General features: G+C 64.1%; 16 protein-coding genes and 1 pseudogene. 7 read left to right on the top strand and 10 right to left on the bottom strand.

Annotated elements, in window-relative coordinates:
* Positions 1-85 precede the first annotated feature (85 nt).
* The 5 genes from NKJ80_RS16055 (at position 86) to NKJ80_RS16035 (ending at position 7,511) form a co-directional block, all read left to right on the top strand.
* On the top strand, positions 86-2,197 hold the full coding sequence (locus NKJ80_RS16055; RefSeq protein WP_023725460.1) for an ABC transporter substrate-binding protein: 2,112 nt from the start codon (positions 86-88) through the stop codon (positions 2,195-2,197).
* 99 nt (positions 2,198-2,296) lie between these two features.
* Positions 2,297-3,304: an ABC transporter permease gene (locus tag NKJ80_RS16050; protein ID WP_023668135.1), complete on the top strand. Its 1,008-nt coding sequence runs from the start codon at positions 2,297-2,299 to the stop codon at positions 3,302-3,304.
* Positions 3,305-4,441, top strand: coding sequence for an ABC transporter permease (locus NKJ80_RS16045; protein WP_023687914.1), 1,137 nt, complete (start codon positions 3,305-3,307; stop codon positions 4,439-4,441).
* A gap of 10 nt (positions 4,442-4,451) precedes the next feature.
* Complete coding sequence (locus tag NKJ80_RS16040) at positions 4,452-6,119, top strand: ABC transporter ATP-binding protein (RefSeq protein WP_352497909.1); 1,668 nt, start codon at positions 4,452-4,454, stop codon at positions 6,117-6,119.
* A 21-nt stretch (positions 6,120-6,140) separates the two neighbouring features.
* Complete coding sequence (locus NKJ80_RS16035) at positions 6,141-7,511, top strand: alpha-glucosidase/alpha-galactosidase (RefSeq protein ID WP_352497908.1); 1,371 nt, start codon at positions 6,141-6,143, stop codon at positions 7,509-7,511.
* A 29-nt stretch (positions 7,512-7,540) separates the two neighbouring features.
* Here NKJ80_RS16035 and NKJ80_RS16030 read toward each other — a convergent pair.
* Positions 7,541-9,186 (bottom strand): annotated as a pseudogene (locus NKJ80_RS16030) (acetolactate synthase large subunit).
* A gap of 108 nt (positions 9,187-9,294) precedes the next feature.
* Entirely contained in the window at positions 9,295-10,203 is a 909-nt protein-coding gene (locus tag NKJ80_RS16025; RefSeq protein WP_196813619.1) for an AraC family transcriptional regulator, read from the bottom strand.
* 126 nt (positions 10,204-10,329) lie between these two features.
* Here NKJ80_RS16025 and NKJ80_RS16020 point away from each other — a divergent pair, with 126 nt between their 5' ends.
* Together NKJ80_RS16020 and msuE are read left to right on the top strand one after the other, a co-directional pair.
* Positions 10,330-10,986, top strand: coding sequence for a glutathione S-transferase family protein (locus tag NKJ80_RS16020; protein ID WP_023729452.1), 657 nt, complete (start codon positions 10,330-10,332; stop codon positions 10,984-10,986).
* Positions 10,987-11,119: 133 nt separating this feature from the next.
* Positions 11,120-11,680 (top strand): FMN reductase, encoded by a 561-nt coding sequence (gene msuE, locus NKJ80_RS16015; RefSeq protein WP_023729451.1) that lies wholly within the window; start codon positions 11,120-11,122, stop codon positions 11,678-11,680.
* Positions 11,681-11,980: 300 nt separating this feature from the next.
* On the opposite strand, the gene NKJ80_RS16010 is transcribed toward msuE, so the two are convergent.
* From NKJ80_RS16010 to NKJ80_RS15975, 8 genes are all read right to left on the bottom strand, one after another.
* The gene (locus tag NKJ80_RS16010) at positions 11,981-13,012 is read right to left on the bottom strand and encodes a hydroxyacid dehydrogenase (protein WP_023729450.1); all 1,032 of its coding nucleotides are present in this window, start codon (positions 13,010-13,012) and stop codon (positions 11,981-11,983) included.
* A 254-nt stretch (positions 13,013-13,266) separates the two neighbouring features.
* Positions 13,267-14,712 carry an aldehyde dehydrogenase gene (locus tag NKJ80_RS16005; RefSeq protein WP_352497907.1) on the bottom strand — a complete coding sequence of 482 codons (1,446 nt, stop codon included), beginning with the start codon at positions 14,710-14,712 and terminating at the stop codon, positions 13,267-13,269.
* Positions 14,713-14,801: 89 nt separating this feature from the next.
* Positions 14,802-15,587 carry a coniferyl-alcohol dehydrogenase gene (locus tag NKJ80_RS16000; RefSeq protein WP_023749942.1) on the bottom strand — a complete coding sequence of 262 codons (786 nt, stop codon included), beginning with the start codon at positions 15,585-15,587 and terminating at the stop codon, positions 14,802-14,804.
* Between the two features lie 2 nt (positions 15,588-15,589).
* Entirely contained in the window at positions 15,590-16,654 is a 1,065-nt protein-coding gene (locus NKJ80_RS15995; RefSeq protein WP_352497906.1) for a branched-chain amino acid ABC transporter permease, read from the bottom strand.
* Positions 16,651-17,547 (bottom strand): branched-chain amino acid ABC transporter permease, encoded by an 897-nt coding sequence (locus NKJ80_RS15990; RefSeq protein WP_023749940.1) that lies wholly within the window; start codon positions 17,545-17,547, stop codon positions 16,651-16,653. The genes NKJ80_RS15995 and NKJ80_RS15990 overlap by 4 nt, the downstream gene beginning before the upstream one ends.
* Entirely contained in the window at positions 17,544-18,272 is a 729-nt protein-coding gene (locus NKJ80_RS15985) for an ABC transporter ATP-binding protein (protein WP_023685278.1), read from the bottom strand. Before NKJ80_RS15985 ends, NKJ80_RS15990 begins: the two co-directional genes overlap by 4 nt.
* Positions 18,269-19,009: an ABC transporter ATP-binding protein gene (locus NKJ80_RS15980; RefSeq protein ID WP_023691339.1), complete on the bottom strand. Its 741-nt coding sequence runs from the start codon at positions 19,007-19,009 to the stop codon at positions 18,269-18,271. The genes NKJ80_RS15985 and NKJ80_RS15980 overlap by 4 nt, the downstream gene beginning before the upstream one ends.
* 23 nt (positions 19,010-19,032) lie before the next feature.
* Positions 19,033-20,331, bottom strand: coding sequence for an ABC transporter substrate-binding protein (locus NKJ80_RS15975; protein ID WP_023702148.1), 1,299 nt, complete (start codon positions 20,329-20,331; stop codon positions 19,033-19,035).
* Positions 20,332-20,483 lie beyond the last annotated feature (152 nt).

The raw sequence follows: 20,483 nt of genomic DNA, 5'->3' as shown, positions 1-20,483 counted from the left end.
GGACAGCGGGAGGCCGGTTCGCCAATCAGCCATCATGAAATAGATGCGGGCAGCAGCAGACGTCGAAACATCTGGGAGGAACACAATGAGGAACTTTCGTGGAATTGGCATTCTCGCCGGGCGAAGAATTGGCATTCTCGCCGGGCTGGCGCTGAGCGTCTCGGCATTGGCGCTTGGCAGTGCATACGCGTCCGAGCCGACCACGCCGCCGGCGCCGGCGGCGTTTCCCGCCGAGGGCAAAATCAAATACGTCGCCCGCGATTCCATCCTGGAGTTCAAGGCGCTGCCCGAATATCACGAGCCCGAGTGGGTCACCGAGAAATACGTCAAGACTGGCAAGCTGCCGCCGGTCAAGGATCGCCTGCCGAAGGAGCCGCTGGTGTTCAAGACCGGCAACATGCCGGACGGCATCGGCGTTTATGGCGACACCATGCGCCACGTCATTGGCGGCCGGCCGGAAGGCTGGAATTATGGCGCCGGCCAGACCCAAGGATGGGGCGGCATCGACATCGGCCTTTCGGAATGCCTGACGCGCACCGCGCCTTTGTTCCAGGTCGAGGCCAAGGACACCGAGCCGCTGCCCAACCTCGCCAGGAGCTGGGACTGGTCGAAGGATGGCCACACGCTGACCATGCACCTGGTCGAAGGCGCCAAATGGTCTGACGGCGTTGCCTTCAATGCCGACGATGTCATGTTCTACTGGGACGATGAGGTCGTCGACCCCAATGTCTCGCCGTTGAACGGCGCCACAGCGGAAACCTTCGGTGTCGGCACGACGCTGAAGAAGGTCGACGACTACACCGTCGAGTGGACCTTCAAGGACGCTTTCCCCAAACAGTATCTCTACGCCATGGCCTACGGCACCTTCTGCCCCGGCCCGGCGCATATCCTGAAGCCGCAGCATCCGAAGTACTCGAAGAATACCTACGAGCAGTTCAAGAACGCGTTCCCGCCGGAATATATGAACATTCCGGTGATGGGCGCCTGGGTGCCGGTGGAGTATAGGCCCGACGACATCATCGTCTTGCGCCGCAATCCCTACTACTGGAAGGTCGACGAGAAGGGCAACCAGCTGCCCTATCTCAACGAACTGCACTACAAGCTGTCGACCTGGGCCGACCGCGACGTGCAGGCGGTGGCAGGGGCCGCCGACTTCTCCAACCTCGAGCAGCCGGAGAATTTCGTCGCTTCGCTGAAGCGAGCGGCGGACAAGGACGCGCCGGCCCGGCTCGCCTTTGGCCCGCGCCTGATCGGCTACAATCTGCGCATGAACTTTTCCGCCAATGGCTGGGGCAATCCCGACGAACGCGGCCAGGCGATCCGCGAGCTCAATCGGAATGAGGACTTCCGCAAGGGCATCACCATGGCGCTCGACCGCAAAGCGCTCGGCGACTCGCTGGTCAAGGGGCCGTTCACCGCCATCTACCCCGGTGGCTTTTCCTCGGGCACCAGCTTCTATGACCGCAACTCGACCGTCTACTATCCCTTCGACATCGAGGGCGCCAAGGCGGAACTGGCCAAGGCTGGTCTCAAGGATACGGATGGCGACGGCTTCGTGAACTTCCCGGCCGGGACCGCCGGCGGCAAGAATGTCGAGATCGTGATGCTGGTCAACAATGACTACGGCACTGACAAGAGCCTCGCCGAAGGCGTCGTCGGCCAGATGGAAAAGCTTGGCATCAGGGTCGTGCTCAACGGCCTCAACGGCACCCAGCGTGATGCCTCGCAATATTCCGGCCGCTTCGACTGGCTGATCAGGCGCAACGAGCAGGAGCTGACTTCCGTCGTGCAGAATACCGTGCAACTCGCGCCCGTCGGACCCAAGACCAGCTGGGATCACCGCGCGCCCGAAAGCGGCGTGGTCGACCTGATGCCGTTCGAAAAGGAGCTTGTCGACATCGTCAACAAGTTCGTCTCCTCGTCAGACAATGACGAGCGCGCCAGCCTGATGAAGACGTTCCAGAAGATCTCGACGGAGCATGTCTACAATATCGGACTGACCGAATATCCCGGCGCCCTGATCATCAACAAGCGCTTCTCCAACATCCCGCAGGGAACGCCGATCTTCATGTTCAACTGGGCCGAGGATTCGATCGTGCGCGAACGCGTCTTCGTCGCCGCCGACAAGCAGCAGAAATACGAACTCTTTCCCGACCAGCTTCCCGGCAAGCCCGGCGACAAGGGTCCGACGAACTGAGTTTCCTCCCCTGGCTGACGCCCGGCCGCGCTGCGCGCGCGGCCGGGACGGAGTAAGGTCAGCGGCAACAGATTAGATCCAAGGAGGAGAAACGGTCCGATGCTGCGATTCCTGGCCATGCGCATAGCATCGGCGGTGCCGGTCATGGTCATCCTGAGCCTGGTCACCTTTGCCATCATCCAGGCGCCGCCGGGCGACTATGCCGACTATATCCGTTCGCAGCTCATCAACCAGGGCGGGGCGTCTTTTGCCGAAGCCGACGCGCAGGCGCAGGCCTATCGGGTCGAGCACGGCCTCGATAAACCGCTGCCCGTCCAGTACCTGAACTGGGTCGCCGGCATCATCACCCGCGGCGATTTCGGCTACAGCCTCTATTACAACAAGCCGGTCGCCGCCGTGGTCGGCGAGCGGCTGCCGCGCACGCTGCTGCTGGCATTGGTCTGCCATCTGCTGGCCTCGGTGCTCGGCATCACCTTCGGCATCTGGGCGGCGACCAGGCAATACACGTGGATCGACTCGGTGCTGTCGGCCATCTCCTTCCTCGGCATGACGGTGCCGCGCTTCCTGATGGCGCTGATCATCGTCTATCTCCTGGTCTTCCAGTTCAACGTGTCGGAGATCGGCAGCTTCTTCTCGCCGCAATATGGCGGCGCGCCGTGGTCGTGGGCGAAATTCGCCGACCTCGTCAAGCATGTCTGGCCGGTGGTGGCGATCGCCACCTTCGGCGGGCTCGCCTACAATATGCGCGTCATGCGCGGCAATCTGCTCGATACGCTGAACGCGCAATATGTCGAGACGGCCAAGGCCAAGGGCCTGACCGGCAGCGCCGTCGTCATGCGCCATGCCGTGCCCAACGCGCTGCACCCGCTCATCATGTATCAGGGCGTGGTGCTGCCCTACATGCTGACCGGCGAGATCGAGACGGCGATCATCTTTGCGCTGCCGACGGTCGGGCCGGCCATTGTCGGCTCGATGGCGGTCGGCGACGTCTATGTCACGGCGACCTTCATGATGGTGCTGTCGGCAACGCTGATCGTCGGCAACATCATCGCCGACATGCTGCTCGCGCTGCTCGATCCGCGCGTGCGCCAGTTCAGGGAGAGCTAGATGCTGGCGCGCGACCCATCCCCGCCGCCGCCACCGGCTGAAGCAACCGCGATTGCGACCCCGCGCGGCAATGAGAGCTATATGGCGCTGGTCTGGCGCCGGCTGAGGCGCTCCTGGACCGGCATGGCCGGGCTGATCCTGGTGGTGCTTCTGGTGCTGATGGCGCTGTTCGCCGATTTCTTCGCGCCGATGGACCCCAAGGTGACCGATGTCGCTTTCGCCCCGCCGCAAGTGATGAGTTTTCACGACAGAGACGGGAATTTCGTGCTCCAGCCGCGGGTCTATGCGCTGGCGGATTCTGCTGACCTCGACCCGGTCACCTTCCAGCCGGTCGTCGGGCCGGATTACGAGCATCCGCGCCTGCTCGGCTTCTTCGTCAAGGGCGCCGACTACCGGCTGCTTGGACTGATCCCCGCCAACCGGCATTTCTTCGCTTCGGCCGACGGCCAGCCGGTGCATTTTCTCGGCACCGACAAATTCGGCCGGGATGTGTTGTCGCGCGCCATCCAGGGCTCGCGCGTCTCGCTGATGATAGCGCTGACGGTGGTGTTCATCATCACCGTCATCGGCACCACGGTCGGCATGGTCTCGGGCTATTTCGGCGGCCGCTTCGACGTCTGGATGCAGCGCTTTGTCGAGCTGGTGCTCGCCTTCCCGCAATTGCCGCTCTATCTTGCGCTGACGACGCTGATCCCGGTGACCGCGCCGACCAACGTCTTCCTCGCCTTCGTCATCATCGTCATGTCGGCGCTGGGCTGGGCGCAGATGTCGCGCGAGGTGCGCGGCAAGACGCTGGCGCTGGCGCGGATCGACTATGTGCGCGCCGCCATGGCGGTCGGCGCCACCGACATGCGCATCATCATGCAGCACATTTTCCCCAATGTGATGAGCCACGTCATCGTCGCCGTGACGATCGCCATCCCGACGGTGGTGCTGCTCGAAGCCTTTCTCGGCTTCCTCGGCTTCGCGGTGAAGCCGCCGCTGATCTCGTGGGGGCTGATGCTGCAGGACACGGCTACCTATTCGGTCATCGGCACCTATCCGTGGATCCTGTCGCCGGTCGGCTTCGTGCTGATCACCGTCTTTGCCTTCAACGCGCTGGGGGACGGCCTGCGCGATGCCGTCGATCCTTATTGAGGTGGCCGGGATGACTGTAGCGCTCGCAGCCACCTTCGCACCAGCCGTCCGGTTCGACCATGCCGGCCGCCACGACCAACCCATCATCGATGCCCGCAACATCGAGGTCGCCTTCAAGGTCGAGCACGGCGTCGTCGACGCGGTGAAGGATGTCTCGTTCCAGCTCTATCGCGGGGAGACGATCGCCATCGTCGGCGAGTCCGGTTCCGGCAAGTCGGTGACGGCGCGCGCTGTCATGGGGCTCTTGTCAAAGCGGGCCACCGTGTCGCCGAACTCAACCATCGACTATTGCGGGCAGGACATACTGAAATTCCCCGAGAGCGCCCGGCGCAAGCTGCGCGGCAATCGCATCTCGATGATCTTCCAGGAGCCGATGAGTTCGCTCAACCCGATCTATACGGTCGGCAGCCAGATCGTGGAGGCGATCAGGGTGCATCGAAAGCTCAGCCGCAAGCAAGCCTGGGCGCGGGCGCTCGAGCTTTTGCGGCATGTCCAGATCCCCGAGCCGGAAGCGCGCATCAAGCAGTATCCGCACCAGATGTCGGGCGGGCAGCGCCAGCGCGTGATGATCGCCATGGCGCTCGCCAACGACCCCGATGTGCTGATCGCCGACGAGCCGACGACGGCGCTCGACGTCACGGTGCAGGCGCAGATCCTCAATTTGATCCGCAATCTGCAAAAAGAACTCAGGATGGCGGTCATCCTGATCACCCACGACCTCACCGTGGTGCGGAAATTCTCGGACTATGTCTATGTCATGCAGCATGGCGAGATGTGCGAGCACAACGTTACCGAGCGGCTGTTCGCCGACCCGCAGCATGCCTATACCAAGCGGCTGCTCGCGTCCGAGCCGCACGGCAAGCCGCAGCCGCTGCCGGAAAACAGCGGCACCATCCTCGAGGCCCGCGATATGCGCGTCTGCTTCATGCTGCGCCATGGCAGCTTCCTGAAGCCGGACTGGCGCGAACTGGTCGCCGTCGACGATCTCGGCCTGAAACTTTGCCGCCACGAGACACTGGGGCTGGTCGGCGAATCCGGCTCCGGCAAGACCACCTTCGGTCTCGCCTTGCTCAAGCTCACCGAGGCCAAGCGCGGCGAGGTCAGCTTCGACGGCCAGCCGATCCACGGCCTGTCGAGCGCCGGGATGCGGCCGCTGCGCTCGCGCATGCAGGTCGTCTTCCAGGATCCGTTCTCCTCGCTCAACCCGCGCATGACGATCGGCCAGATCATCGAGGAAGGGCTGGTCGTCAACAGGATCGGCGCGACACGGCGCGAGCGGGTCGGTCGGGTGCGCGACGCCCTGGTCAGCGCCGGCATGCCCGGCGATATCCTGTCGCGGTTCCCGCACGAATTTTCCGGCGGCCAGCGGCAGCGCATCGCCATTGCCCGAGCCATCGCGCTGGAGCCCGAATTCATCCTGCTCGACGAACCGACATCGGCGCTCGACCTTTCGGTGCAGGCGCAGATCATCGACTTGTTGCGCAAGCTGCAGGACGAACGCGGCCTTAGCTATCTCTTCATTTCGCACGACCTCAAGGTGGTGCGCGCGCTCTGCCATCGAGTCATCGTCATGCAGAACGGCAAGATCGTCGAACAGGGACCCGTGAACGAGGTCCTCTCCCATCCCAAGACCGCCTACACCGAACGGCTCGTCAGGGCCGCCTTCGACGTGGCGTAGCAAAGTGCCGGAGGTTTAATAGTGGCAAGACATCCCAGGATCACCTTCATTGGCGCGGGTTCGACCGTGTTCATGAAGAACATTGTCGGCGACGTGCTGCAGCGGCCATCGCTGTCAGGCGCGACGATCGCGCTGATGGACATCAATCCGCAGCGGCTGGAAGAGAGCGCCATCGTCGTCAACAAGCTGATTGCGACGCTGGGCGTGAAGGCGAAGGCCGAGACCTATTCCGACCAGCGCAGGGCGCTCGCCGGCGCCGACTTCGTCGTCGTCGCCTTCCAGATCGGCGGCTTTGAGCCCTGCACCGTCACCGATTTCGAGGTGCCGAAGAAATACGGCCTGCGCCAGACCATTGCCGACACGCTCGGCGTCGGCGGCATCATGCGCGGCCTCCGGACCGTGCCGCATCTGTGGAAGATCTGCGAGGACATGCTGGCCGTCTGCCCCGACGCGATCATGCTGCAATACGTCAACCCGATGGCGATCAACACCTGGGCGATTTCAGAGAAATTTCCTGACATCAAACAGGTCGGCCTCTGCCATTCGGTGCAAGGCACAGCGATGGAACTGGCGCACGATCTCGACATTCCCTACGAGGAGATACGCTACCGCTCGGCCGGCATCAACCACATGGCCTTCTACCTGAAGTTCGAGCACCGGCAGCCGGATGGCTCTTACCGCAACCTCTATCCGGACCTTGTCCGCGCCTATCGCGAGGGCAGGGCGCCGAAGCTGGGCTGGAACCCGCGCTGCCCCAACAAGGTGCGCTACGAGATGCTGACGCGTCTCGGCTATTTCGTCACCGAAAGCTCCGAGCATTTCGCCGAATACACGCCCTATTTCATCAAGGAAGGCCGCCCCGACCTGATCGAGAAATTCGGCATTCCGCTCGACGAATATCCCAAGCGCTGCATCGAACAGATCGAGCGCTGGAAGGGCCAGGCCGAGGCCTATCGCTCGGCCGACCGCATCGAGGTCGAGCAATCGAAGGAATACGCGTCCTCGATCATGAACTCGGTGTGGACCGGCGAGCCTTCGGTGATCTACGGCAATGTCCGCAACAATGGCTGCATCACCTCGCTGCCGGACAATTGCGCCGCCGAGGTGCCGTGCCTGGTCGACGGCTCCGGCATCCAGCCGACCTATATTGGCGAGCTGCCGCCGCAACTCACCGCGTTGATACGCACCAACATCAATGTGCAGGAATTGACGGTGCAGGCGCTGATGACCGAAAACCGCGAGCACATCTACCACGCGGCGATGATGGATCCGCATACGGCCGCCGAACTCGATCTCGACCAGATCTGGGCGCTGGTCGATGAGTTGCTGGCGACACATGGCGACTGGCTGCCGACCTGGGCGCGTGGGAGCGCCAAGGTCCGGGCCGCCTGAGCGCGGCTGCGGCGGTATCTACTCCACCGTCAGGCCTCCGGTGGCGCCGGCAACCGGTGGCGCAGTTCCTCGACCAGCACGCGCTCGTTCTCCGAATAGTCGATCGGAACGACGACGAGATGGACGCCACCGCCGGCAAAGGCCTGTTCAAGCGTCGATTGTATTTCTGAGACGGCGCCGACCCTGGTTCCCTTGGCGCCATAGGCCTCGGCATAGCGGACGAAATCGGGATTGCCGAAGGTCATGCCGAAATCGGGGAACTGGTCGACCGCCTGCTTCCAGCGGATCATGCCGAAAGCATTGTCCTCGATGATCAGCACGACGAGGTTGAGCTTCAGCCTGACGGCGGTTTCCAACTCCTGGCTGTTCATCATGAAGCCGCCGTCCCCGCAGATCGCCATGACGCGGCGGCCGGGATAGAGCATCGCCGCCGTCATCGCCGACGGCAGGCCGGCGCCCATCGTGGCCAGGGCGTTGTCGAGCAGCAAAGTGTTGGCGACGCGCGTGCGGTAATTGCGCGCAAACCAGATCTTGTACATGCCGTTGTCGAGCGCCAGGATGCCATCGGCCGGCATCACCGCGCGCACATCGTGCACCAAGCGCTGCGGCGTGAAACGGTCTTCGGTGGCGCGGATGGCAATGCGGCTCAAAATCCCTTCGCGCAGCGGCAGTAGCGCCTGCGCGTTGGGGATCTTGCCCTCGATCCGGTCGGCAAGCAGCCTGAGCGAAGCGCCGATGTCGCCGACCACTTCGGTCTGCGGGAAATAGACCTGCTCGACATTGGCTGGCTGGTAACCGACATGGATCACCTTCGGTCCCTTGTCGCCCATAATGAAGGGCGGCTTCTCGATCGTGTCGTGGCCGATAGTGATGATGAGGTCGGCCTGTTCGATGGCCTCATGCACATAGTCGCGCTCGGACAGCGCGGCGGTGCCCATGTAGAGCTCGGTTCCGCCAGGCACCGTGCCCTTGCCCATCTGGGTGGTGAAATAGGGAATGCCGGTCCTGATCACGAACTGGGCGAGGTCGGACGTCGAGCGCGGCCGCGATGCGGCGGCGCCCAGCATCGCCAGCGGCCGTTGCGCCTTGATGATCATCTCGGCGGCACGGTCGAGCGCCAGCGGGCTGGCCAGCGGAAGCTCGACCGGATGCGGCGGGATCAGCGCGACATCGTCGCACTCCTCGGCCGCGATGTCTTCGGGCAGTTCCAGATGCACCGGCCCCGGACGCTCCTCCTCGGCAATCCGAAACGCTTCGCGCACCACGGCGGGAATGGTCTTCGCCGAGATGATCTGACGTGACAGCTTGGTCAACGGCTTCATCGCGCGACGATGTCGACGATCTGGAAGCGGGCCTGGCGCGACGAGCGGATGCCCTTCTGCCCGGTGATCATGATCATCGGCATGGCGCCGAGCAGCGCATAGGCGGCACCCGTCGTCAGGTTCAGGGCGCCGGGTCCCAGCGTGGTGATGCACACACCTGGCTTGCCGGTGAGCCTGCCATGGGTGGCGGCCATAAAGGCGGCTGCCTGCTCATGGCGGGTCAAAATCAGCTGGATCGACGATTTGCGGATGGATTCGACGACGTCCAGGTTTTCTTCGCCGGGAATGCCGAAGATGCGATCGACGCCCTCATTCTCGAGGGCGGCAACAAGCAGGTCAGAACCTTTGGGCACGAAGCATCTCCTGGGGCAAAGCGGCGGCGAACCGCGGCGGGATATGATCAGACATAGTGCTGGCAAAGCCCTAGCGCGAGGCGCGGCCGCCGCCAATATCGCTCTGCCTTACAGATCCTTCCGTTTCCTGAATTGGCCGGGCGAGACGCCGGCGTGGCGCCTGAAGGCGGTGGAGAAGGCGGCTTCCGAGCTGTAGCCGACCGCCTCGGCGACTTGGCCCAGGCTCTTGCCCTCGTGCAGCAGCCGGCTGGCCTGCCGCATGCGGCAGCCGAAGAGATAGGCCATGGGCGCTTCGCCGACGAGATCGCGAAAGCGGGCGGCAAAGGTTGCCCTGGAGAGCCCGACCGCGCGTGCCAGGGTCTCGATCGTCCAGTCGTGGCCATAGGCTTCATGCAGGGTCGCGAGCGCTCTGGCGATCGCGGGGTCCTGCAATCCCCTCAGCCAACCTGGATTGTCCATGCTTTCCAGACCGGAGCGCAAGGCGCGCGTGACGATGGCCCCAGACAGGCGAGCCATTACTACGTCGCTGCCGGGACCTTCGTCGGTCGCTTCCACCAGCAAGGCCTCGACATAGCCACGCAGCCATTTGGGCAGACGGCCATTCGATCCCCGGATGTGAACGATGCGCGGCAGGCCGGCAAGTGCCGGATGGTCGGCGTCGCGAAAGGCGAAGGCGCCGCACAGGATGACGGTCTTTTCGCCTTCGCCGCCGCTGCGAATACGCCCGGCTGCGGTTTGGGTCGCCAGTTCGGCGGCGGGGACGTTCGCGCTTTTGAGCGCGCCGGGCGACCGCAGCACATGCGGATCGGCGCGCGGTGCAATGATTAGGTCGCCGGCATCGAGAGGCTCGACATCTTCCTCACCGAACACCGCCTCGCATCGCCCCTTGATGACGACGTGAATGCCGCGAAGTCCAGCCTGGCTGAACGAGATCGCCCAGGGCGCGGCCAGTTCGAGGCGCCGGTACCCGGCGGCTGCGAAGTGCAATTCGCGCATGAGGGTAGCCAGGAGATCCACGCTTCGCTCCAGAAACAGACGATCGATAAATCAATCCAGACGCTGTCGAATAGCGCGCCGGACTTATTGGACCTAGCTATGCCCGACAGGCCGCTTGTCGGCGATAACGAAACTCAGGAGTTATTCATGCCGCCAATCGAGCTTTTTGTCGCGCAGCTTTGTCCCTATGCGCACCGTGTCAGGCTCGCCCTTGCCGAGAAAGGCCTGCAGGCGACGGAAATCGAAATCGATCTGCGCAACAAACCGGCGTGGTTCCTGAAACTCACGCCGACGGGAAAGGTGCCGCTGCTGCGCCATCAGGGGCAATATGTCAGGGAGTCGGCGATCATCTGCGAATATCTCGATGATGCATTCCCCGAACGGCCGATTTTCCCCAGGGATGCTCATGCCCGCGCTGAGGCGCGCATCTGGATCAGTTTCGCCGACACGCAGCTTTACGCCAGGACGGCAACCATGATGCACAGTTCCGACGCTATGGTTCATGAGCGGATCAAGGCCCAGCTTGCCGACGCCCTGCGCTTTGTGGAACAGCATGCCTTTGCGAGGCGAGGGGCGGACGAACGGTTTTTGCTGGGCTCGGAATTCAGCGCCGCCGACGTCGCCTTCTATCCCTGGTTCGAACAGCTGTGCGTGCTTGAGAAATATCTGGGCTTTGCCATGCCGGCCGAATGCAAGCGCCTGCTACGCTGGCAGGAAATGGTTGCTGCCAGGGAGGCGGTGCGGACCTGCGCCAGGTCAACCGGCTTCTATCTGGAATCCTATGGCCGGCTTCTCGCGGCCTGAGACGAGCGGGCAAACAGAAAAAAATTCCTCACTATGGTGCTGTAAGGTCAGTCATTTGCTTCTTGCTGCAGGCGCAAGCCTGTAAACATGCGGTATGAAGCGGGCCTGCCCGCCGCGCAAGAGGTGCCAGAATATGCCCAATCCAACCGTCGTCGGGTTTTCCGGCAATTTCACCAGGCCGTCCAAGACGCGCGGTTTCGTCGACCAAGTTGTCAGGGATATTGCGCGCCAGCATGGCCTGTCGGCGAGCACCTATGACATCGAAGACCTCGGCCCGTCGCTCGGCGCTGCCAAATGGGCGCGCGATCTCGACGGCCAGGCACGGGCAATCTTCGACAGCGTCGTCAATGCCGATGTGCTGGTGGTGGGGTCGCCGACCTACAAGGGCAGCTACACCGGCCTGTTCAAGCACTTCTTCGATCTGTTCGATCCCGCCGCCTTGCGCGGCAAGCCGATGGTGCTGCTTGCCACCGGCGGCAATGATCGCCACGCGTTGATCGTCGAGCACCAGCTGCGGCCGTTGTTCGGCTTCTTCGAGGCGCTGACGCTGCCTACAGGGGTCTATGCCACGGACAAGGACTTTTCCGACGGCGTGCTGCGGGCCGAACCCATCCTGAAGCGCGTCGAGCAGGTTGTCGGCGAGGTCGGGCTGGTGCTGGCCAATCGCTCGCCAGCCGGCGTTGCTGCCGGATAGAGCGAGGCGGGCAGGCCGCCTCCGGCTTTGCTCGGGAGTGAATAAAAAGGCCCGCCAGCGACGCGAATCGTGACGAGCCTCCTTGGAGTAGGCCAGGCCTCCCACAACCCGATTGCCTTCAAAATCAATACCCCGCCGGCTAGGCCTGGCGGGGCATCGATAGTAGGGTCTGGATCGAATGGGAGCGATCCGGCTGAAAAACGCCAATGCCGGTCGAAGCTTCCCGGTCATCCTGAGCGGCGACGACAAAGGGGTTTTGGCCAACTGCGAAATCCATCTCAGGCGGATTTCTCGCGACAACTAGTTCCTGTCCGCCGGCTTCGAACGCATCCTTGACACCGTCTCGCGCTCGGCGCGCTTGGAGCGCAGAGGCGGCAGGCCGCGGTCGATCAGGTCCATGTCCTCCAGCACCATGTCGCCCATGCGCTTGAAGGCGATGTCAAGCGCCCCGGCGCGGTGGGCGGAGCGCAGGAAGCCGGGGATCGTGCGGACCGGATGGTCCTGCGCCAGCGGCTCTTCAGGGAAGACATCGCTGGCGGCGACGATGTGGCCGCTTTTCACCGCCGCCATCAGGGCAGGGAAGTCGACGACGCCGGCGCGGCTGAGCAGGATGAAGGCGGCGCCCTTGCGCATACTTGCAAAGGCCTCAGCGCCGAGGAAACCCTGGTTCTCCGAGGTCACCGAAGCGACGACGAAGACGAAATCGCTTGATGTCAGCACCTCGTCCAGCGAGGCCGGCTTCACCCCATTGTCGATCAGGATCGACGGCGGCAGCCAAGGGTCGAAGACCTTGGTGCGGGTGCGAAAACCCGACAGCAGTCGGTTGAGCGCACGGCCGAGATCGCCGAAGCCGATGATGCCGACATCGGCGCCGGACAGAAGCCGGGCCGTCAAATTGCCGTCACCGCCCCACAGCTCCTCGCCTTTGCGGAAGGCGAGGTCGGCATCGACGATGTTGCGGGCGAGGTTGAGCGCCATGGCGAGGCCAAGCTCGGCCACCGGCTCGGCGAAGACGAGGCCGGTGGTGACGACATGGATGCCGCGCGCAAACAGCGTCTCATAGGGCATGTTGTTGATTAGGTTGGTCTCGACATTGAAGACGCAACGCAGCGCCTGCATCTGGTCCAAGGTCTCGGGCGAGATCGGCGGTTGGCCGATAATATAGCGGGCTTCGGCCAGCACGTCGGCGGGCAAGTTCGCCACGCCCTCGGCCGTCGTCTCGACGACGCGGTAATGCGCCTTGAGGCGCGCCAGCTGCGGTGGGGTGAAGATCAGGTCGAGCGTGCGTGGTTCCGGCGCGCTGATGACCAGCGGCAAGGCCTTGTTTGGCATGACGATTCCTCCCCGGCGCGATCCGTATCGCGTATTTTGCTTTGCACTTGCGGTAGTCCCAAAACCGCTTGCCGCCGTCCGGCGGCATGTGATTGAGGGGTAAAATACCCACGATTAAACGATTTACAACTCCGGGAGGGGCCGCCGATCGCGCGACTCGAGCCTTGCCGGGTTTTGATGCGGGAATCCGTTGGCTCGCCAGGCAACGGCCCTGAGGGCTCCTTCCCTTCTCCCCCCTGTGGGAGAAGGTGCAGTCAAAACGGATAGTGCTGCCCCGGATCCTCGATGGTTAGCCAGCGCAGGTCGGTGAACTCGGCGATCGAGGCCTTGCCGCCGAAGCGGCCGTAGCCTGAACCCTTGACGCCGCCGAACGGCATTTGCGCCTCGTCGCCGACGGTCGGGCCGTTGATGTGGCAGATACCGGCTTCGATGCGCGCGGCGACCGCCATGGCACGGCGGATGTCGCGGCTGAACACGGCTGAAGACAGGCCGTATTCGGTATCGTTGGCGACACGTACCGCTTCGTCCTCGCCCTTGACGCGGATCACCGGCTTGACCGGGCCGAAGGATTCTTCCGAATAGACGCGCATCGCCGGCGTCACGTGGTCGAGCAATGTCGCCTCGACCACGGTTCCGGTGCGCTTGCCGCCGGCCACAAGCCTGGCGCCCTTGGCGACGGCGTCGGCAACCAGTTCTTCCATCTTGTCGGCGGCTTGGTCGCTGATCAGCGAACCGAGCACGACATGGCCGCGCGGGTCACCGGCAGGCAGCTGCGCCGCGCGGGCGGCGAGCTTGGCGACGAACTCGTCGGCGACCTTTTCATCGACGACCAGACGCTCGGTCGACATGCAGATCTGGCCCTGATGCATGTAGGCGCCGAAGGTCGCCGCATTGACCGCCGCATCGATGTCGGCATCGTCGAGCACGACCAGCGGCGCCTTGCCGCCGAGTTCGAGCAGCGCCGGCTTCAAGTGACGGCCGGCGAGTTCGGCAATGATTCTGCCGACCTTGGTCGAGCCGGTGAAGTTGACACGCCTGACTGCAGGGTGCGCGACCAGTGCCTCGACGATTGCCGCTGCGTCCTTGGGGTCATTGGTGACGACATTGATGACGCCCTTGGGCAGGCCCGCCTCGACCAGCACCTGGCCGATCAGCCGGTGTGTGCCGGGGCACATTTCGGAGGCTTTCAGCACAACCGTGTTGCCGCAGGCGATCGGCATGGCGATGGCACGGGTACCGAGGATGACCGGCGCATTCCACGGCGCGATGCCGAGGCAGACGCCGGCCGGCTGGCGGATCGCCATGGCCAGCGTGCCGGGCTTGTCGGAGGGAATGACCTCGCCCGAAATCTGCGTCGTCATGGCGGCTGCCTCGCGCAGCATTTTGGCGGCGAGCATGACGTTGAAGCCGGCCCAGGGGCCGGTCGCGCCGGTTTCTTCCATCATCAATTTGGTGAATTCGCCGACCTTGGAGTCCATGACATCGGCCGCCTTGGACAGCAAAGCGCGGCGCTCGCCCGGACCGGTCTTCGACCACGTCTTGAAAGCGGCAGCAGCGGCTTCGACCGCGGCATTGGCGTCGGCGATGCTGGCTGCGGCAGCGCGGGTCGCCAGCTTGCCGGTGAACGGGTCCATGCGCTCATAAGAGGCTGAGCCGGAGGCATCCCTTTTATCACCGTCGATCAGAAGTCCGATGTCCATTGTTCTCTCCCTCGCTCGCCGTGGAGCGTCTTTTCTATATTGACCACGATCTTATCAGAAAACCGGCTCCCACTTTTCGGGATGATGGTCTAGAAGCCGAGCACCTCGGCATTGATCGATGCTTCAAGCCCACCGTCAACCGGCACATTGGCGCCGTTGACCCAGCGTGCGCCGTCCGAGCACAGGAACAGCACGACAGGCGCGATGTCGCCCGAGCTTCCGGCGCGTCCGACCCTGGCGATGTCGCTGTCGACGCGGGCGTCACCCAGCACATTGCGGAACTGTTTGAGGATCGGCGTCTCGACCGGGCCGGGGCTCACTGCATTGACGCGGATGCCGCGGCTCCTGAACAGGTCCTGATGCGCGGCGCGCTGCGTCCACAACAGCAGCAGCTCCTTGGAAACGGGATAGCCTTCCTCGTTCTTCACCTGATGGTCGGCGATCATCTTCGCCACATCGGGAAAGCCTTCGATGCCGACCATCGATGCCGCGCGGTTGAGATTGGCGCGCCAGCCATAGCCGGCGATCGAGGCGACGTTGACTACGGTGCCGCCTTCACGAAGTCTTGGTGCGAGGCCTTCCGAGAGCGCGCGCAGGCCGTAGAAGTTGACGGCCAGTGTCGACACCGCACCGGTGTTGCCGGGGAGGCCGGCGACATTGCAGAGCGCATCGATGCGCTGCGGCAGGCGCCCGAGGAGATCGTCGACGCCGGCCTTGGATGAGATGTCAGCCTTGACGAAACTGCCGGCCGATGCTGCCGGTTCACGCATATCGACGCCGATCACGTCAGCGCCCAGTTGGCCGGCAAGTTCGGCCGTGCGAGCGCCGATACCAGAGGCGACACCGGTGATGAGGATGGTCTTGCCGAACAGCATGGTCACGCCTTTTCACTATGCGTTGCGGCCTGTTGCGGCGAAGGCGTCGCGTCACTATCGCCGGCGTTTGCCGGCAGCCTGACCCGGTAGCCGACCGGTAGCAGGCGCAGGCCAAGGCGCTCCTCCAGCGTTCCCCACACGCCGCGCGGCAGGAACAGCGAGAACAGCACCGCCGTGGCGCCGAGGCCGATCAGATACCAGACGCCGGTGCCGCCGAACCAGGTCTCGATGAGGAAGAACAGCAGCGCACCCAGAATGGCGCCCTCGAAGGTGCCGATGCCGCCGACCAGCACCATGAAGATCATGTAGGCGGTCCACTGGACGTTGAAGTAGGTTTTCGGCTGGAAGGTGATCGACGTGGCCAACCACAGCGCGCCGGCCATGCCGATGCCGAAGGCGGCGAGCACGAAGAGCAGCCGCTTGGTTCCGGTGACGCGCACGCCGACCGATGCCGCGGCCTCCTCATTGTCCCTGATGGCGCGGATGGCCGCACCCGTGCTGCCGCGCAGCAGGCTAAACAGGGTGGCGAGCAGCGCCGTCATCGCGGCCAGCGCCAGCCAGTAGATCGTCGCCCGCCTGGAACCGGCGTCATAGACGTTGAGCGAGATCAGCGACGTCCCGGTCTCGCCTTGCACCAGCCGGTCGAGATTGACCAGGAGATGGGTGAGCGCCGCGATCACCCACATGCCGATGGCGAACTCGCCGTTCCTGAGCCGCAGCATGAACAGCGACATCGGCCAGGAGATCGCGCCGACAATGATCGCGGAGACGAACAGCGAAGCGAACGGGTTGAGGCCGGCATCGGCCAGGCGGATGGTGAAATAGGCGCCGAGGCCGAAGAACACTTGCTGTCCCACCGAAACCAGCCCGCCGAAGCCGGCCAGCGCGTTCCACATCGCTGCCAGGATCACATAGATGAACAAGGCGGTCACGCGGTCGACGTCGCCGGCCGACAGGAAATGCGGCGCGACGCCAAGCAGCGCGATGATGACGACGACCGCAATCGCCGAGATGCGCGAGGCGGAGGTGCCGCGCTCGATAGCGGGGGCGTTTAAAACCGCGCTCATGATGCTTTCCTCGCGGGCAGGCGCAGCAGGCCGCGCAGGCCGAGGCCGCAGGTGGAGAGCCGGATGAACAGCACGATCAGGAAGGCGACATGGCCGCCGATCAGAAAACCTTGCGGATGGATCTGCGCGCCGAGCGTCTGGGCGAGCGCCAGAACGATGCCGCCGACCAGCGTGCCCCATAGCGAACCGGCGCCGCCGATCACCGCCGCCTCGAAAGCGAACAGCAATTGAGGTGCGCCGGTATAGGGATCGAAGGTGGCGCGCATGCCGAGGAAGGCACCGGCAAGACCGACCGTGACCATGGCGATGGCGGCCGCGAGGGCGTTGGCGCGGCGCGCATCGACGCCGACGAGACCGGCCGTGTCGGGATCTTCCGACGTGGCGCGGATCGAGCGGCCAAGCCTGGTGTTGGTAAGGAACAGCTGCAGTCCGCCAAGCAATATGACGGCGGCGGCGAACATGATCACGGCAAGCTTGCCGACATAGATGCTGCCCGGCCATTCCCAGGAATCGTAGGAGAGGCTGCCGATATAGGGCGCCAGCGAACGTGTGTCGGCGCCGAACTGCTCGAACAGCGCATTGTCGATGACGATGGCGAGGCCGAACGTGGTCAGGATCGGCAGCAGCGCGCCTCCACGGGCGCTGCGCTCGAGCAGGAAGCGTTGCAGCGCCCAGCCGATGGCCGCCATCAGCGGCAGCACGATGAGCAGGCCGACGAAGGGCGAGATATGGAATTGCGAGGCGAGCCACCACAGCGCGTAGGCGGAAAACACGGCCAGGCTGCCATGCGCGAGGTTGATTATGCGCATCACCGAAAACATGAAGGAGAGGCCGCAGGCGATCAGCGCGTAGTAGCCGCCGAGCAGGATGCCCTGGACGATCTGGTTGCTCATGCCGGCACACTCCCGGCGCTTTTTCTGTGCAGACCGAAATAGGCTTTCGTCACTTCATCGCGGGACATGCCCTTGCTCGGGCCTTCCAGCGCGACGCGTCCTTCGAGCATGCAGATGACCTTGTCCGAGACCGAGAGCGCGCGATTGAGGTCCTGTTCGACCAGGATGATCGTCGTGCCGGAGCTGATCAGGCCTTGCAGCGAAGCGTATACGCGATCGACCACCAGCGGCGACAGGCCGAGCGAGACCTCGTCGAGCAGCAGCAGTTCGGGATTGCTCATCAAAGCGCGGCCGATGGCGGTGGCCTGCTGCTCGCCACCGGAGAGATGCCCGGTTTTGGCATGGCGGCGCGGCTTCAGATTGGGGAACGTGTCGAGCACTCGTTCCACGCTCCAGTCGCCGGGACGGCCGGCGGTCTTGCCAAGCAGGAGGTTCTCCTCGACCGTCATTTGCACGAACAGTTTTCGCCCTTCCGGCACCAGCGCGACGCCCATGCCGACGCGCTTGTGCGAGGGAACGCCGGTGATATCGGCGCCATTCAGCAGCACGCGGCCGGCCGTCGGCTCATGGGCGCCGGCGATCGCCCGCAGCAGCGTCGTCTTGCCGGCGCCGTTGGCGCCGACCAGCGCCAGCGTTTCGCCGCGCTCGATCGTAAAGCTCACACCGCGCACCGCCTGCAACAGGCCATGGCGGACGACCAGATTCTCGATTGCGAGCAGGCTCATTTCGGGCCTCCGCCGAGATAGGCGCGCACGACTTCCGGGTCGGCCATCACCGCTTGCGGCTCGCCATCGGCGATGATCTTGCCGGCGTCCATACAGATCAGCCGCTCTGCCACCTGCAGCAGGATGTGGACGATGTGCTCGATCCAGACGATGCCGATCTTGCGGCGGCGCAATTCCTTGATGGTATCGACAAGTTCGCTCGCCTCGCCATCGGTCAGTCCGCCGCCGATCTCGTCGAGCAGAAGCAGCGTAGGCCTTGCCGCGAGCGCGCGGGCAAGTTCCAGCCGCTTGCGGTCGAGCAGGCCGAGCGTTTCGGCGCGCCGGTTGGCCACGCCCATCATGCCGCACAGTTTCAGCGACTCCAGCGCCTCTTCATAGGCCTCGTCGCGGGCGAGACCGGCACCATGCGACGCGGCAACAAAAACGTTCTCGAACGTGGTCATGCCGCTGAACGGCTTGGGCACCTGGTGCGTGCGCACCAGGCCGAGACGACAGCGCGCTGTAGCCGGCATCGCGGTCACATCGCCACCCTTGAAGGCGACCGTGCCGGCGCTCGGCGGGAAGGCGCCTGACAAGATGCTGAGCAGCGTCGTCTTGCCGGCGCCGTTCGGGCCGACGATGCCGACGGCCTCATCGGCATTCATGGCGAAGTCGACATCGTCGAGCACCACCAGCGCGCCGAAGCGTTTCTGGATGCCGGCAGCGCGGAGGATCGCGGCGTTTGCTGAACCGTTCACGATGCGATCCCCGTAACCGACCGTCAGCTGTTATACGGCTGGAGCTTGGCCTCGACCGGAACCTTCGGGTCGGTGGCGTTCTCGGTCACGACGTAGTCGAGCGGGAATTTGCCGCCTTCCTTGGCCGCCACCCATTGGGTGCCGATGATCGGGCCGGGAGAGACATTGGCGACCGGGCCGCTGGTGAAGTCGACCTTGCCGATCATGGTCTCGGTGTTGAGCGTGCTCAGCGCCTTGGCGACGGCCGCCTTGTCCTTGGCGTCGGTGCTTGCCTTCAGCGCCTCGAAGCCGGCGTCGAGCAGCGACATCGAGGCGCCGAGCTGCTGCGTCCACTGCTTGCCGCTTGCGGCCTCATAGCCGTCGGCCAGTTCGGTTCCCGACACGCCGGTCAACGGCGACTTGTAGGGGAAGGCCTTGTGCCAGTAAGCGGCGCTCGAAATCTTGTTGCCGAGATCGCCGAGCGCCTCGATGTCGGATGGGAACAGTCCGGTCTTGGCGACCTGGCAGATCTTGATCTGCTTGATCAGGCCTTGCTGCGCGGCCTGGCGCCAGAAGGCGGCGAAGTCCGGCGGGATCGGGAAGGAGTTGAAGATCTCGACGCCTTCCTGTTTGAACAGCGCGATCTGCGAGGAATAGTCGGTGGTGCCGGTCTCGTAGGCGCCGGGATCGACGATGGTGAAACCCTGCTTTGCCAGCAACGGCGCCAGATGGGTGCGGATGGCATTGCCGTCGGCGTCGTTGGGATACATAACGCCGACCTTCTTGTTGGTCTCGATCAGGTTCCATTGCGAGATGTAGGTCCGGAAGAACTCGTCGACGCCGAAGCCGAAATGATAGGTCCATTTGAACGGCGAGGGTTCGCCGGGCTTGGCGCCGCGGCCGAAATACCAGGCCTCCCACGGCATGACGGTGGAGAGGCAAGGCACGCCGGCGGCTTCGCAGGCGTCGGCGACCGGGTTGATCACCTCCGGCGTCGACACCGCCAGCATCAGGTCGACGGCCTGGTTGTTGATGAGGTCCTTGGCGAGCTGGCCGGCGCGCGACGGGTCGGATTGCGTGTCCTGGTCGATGATCTCGACACTGTATTTCTTGCCGCCGATGTCGAGGCCGTTGGCGAGCGCCTTGCGGGCGAGATCGAGCACATAGCCGTCGGTCTGGCCGAAGCCGGCGAGCGGCCCGGTGCGCGGGCTGACAAAGCCGACCTTCAGCGTGTCGGCGGCCTGCGCGAATGCCTGGCCGCGGCTGAGCGCAAGTGCCGCGCCGCCGGCGAGCGATGTGGCGATGAACTGGCGCCGCGAGACGCCGGATTTGCTTGAGGTCATGCTGGTATTCCTCCCTTTCCTGACGCACCTGGAGGTCACCGCCGGCCTGCTCAAAATCGATGCCGCCCGTTCTTAAGATCGGAGATCGCCCCGGCAGGCCTTGAGGCGGCAGCGGAACGCCGCCAATGCCGATAACGGCACGATTTCGATCC

The organism is Mesorhizobium sp. M0030, from assembly GCF_040323695.1.
Lineage (GTDB): Bacteria > Pseudomonadota > Alphaproteobacteria > Rhizobiales > Rhizobiaceae > Mesorhizobium.
Note: the sequence above shows the minus strand (reverse complement) of the source record. Positions and strands in the feature narration are given on the sequence as shown.

Coding starts and splice junctions, on each gene's coding strand:
- NKJ80_RS15990 (WP_023749940.1), bottom strand. CDS start 17,547: ATGAGCAACCAGATCGTCCAGGGCATCCTGCTCGGCGGCTACTACGCG.
- NKJ80_RS16050 (WP_023668135.1), top strand. CDS start 2,297: ATGCTGCGATTCCTGGCCATGCGCATAGCATCGGCGGTGCCGGTCATG.
- NKJ80_RS15995 (WP_352497906.1), bottom strand. CDS start 16,654: ATGAGCGCGGTTTTAAACGCCCCCGCTATCGAGCGCGGCACCTCCGCC.
- NKJ80_RS16010 (WP_023729450.1), bottom strand. CDS start 13,012: ATGCCAAACAAGGCCTTGCCGCTGGTCATCAGCGCGCCGGAACCACGC.
- msuE (WP_023729451.1), top strand. CDS start 11,120: ATGCCCAATCCAACCGTCGTCGGGTTTTCCGGCAATTTCACCAGGCCG.
- NKJ80_RS15975 (WP_023702148.1), bottom strand. CDS start 20,331: ATGACCTCAAGCAAATCCGGCGTCTCGCGGCGCCAGTTCATCGCCACA.
- NKJ80_RS16000 (WP_023749942.1), bottom strand. CDS start 15,587: ATGCTGTTCGGCAAGACCATCCTCATCACCGGTGTCGCCTCTGGTATC.
- NKJ80_RS16005 (WP_352497907.1), bottom strand. CDS start 14,712: ATGGACATCGGACTTCTGATCGACGGTGATAAAAGGGATGCCTCCGGC.
- NKJ80_RS16055 (WP_023725460.1), top strand. CDS start 86: ATGAGGAACTTTCGTGGAATTGGCATTCTCGCCGGGCGAAGAATTGGC.
- NKJ80_RS15985 (WP_023685278.1), bottom strand. CDS start 18,272: ATGAGCCTGCTCGCAATCGAGAATCTGGTCGTCCGCCATGGCCTGTTG.
- NKJ80_RS16040 (WP_352497909.1), top strand. CDS start 4,452: ATGACTGTAGCGCTCGCAGCCACCTTCGCACCAGCCGTCCGGTTCGAC.
- NKJ80_RS16020 (WP_023729452.1), top strand. CDS start 10,330: ATGCCGCCAATCGAGCTTTTTGTCGCGCAGCTTTGTCCCTATGCGCAC.
- NKJ80_RS16045 (WP_023687914.1), top strand. CDS start 3,305: ATGCTGGCGCGCGACCCATCCCCGCCGCCGCCACCGGCTGAAGCAACC.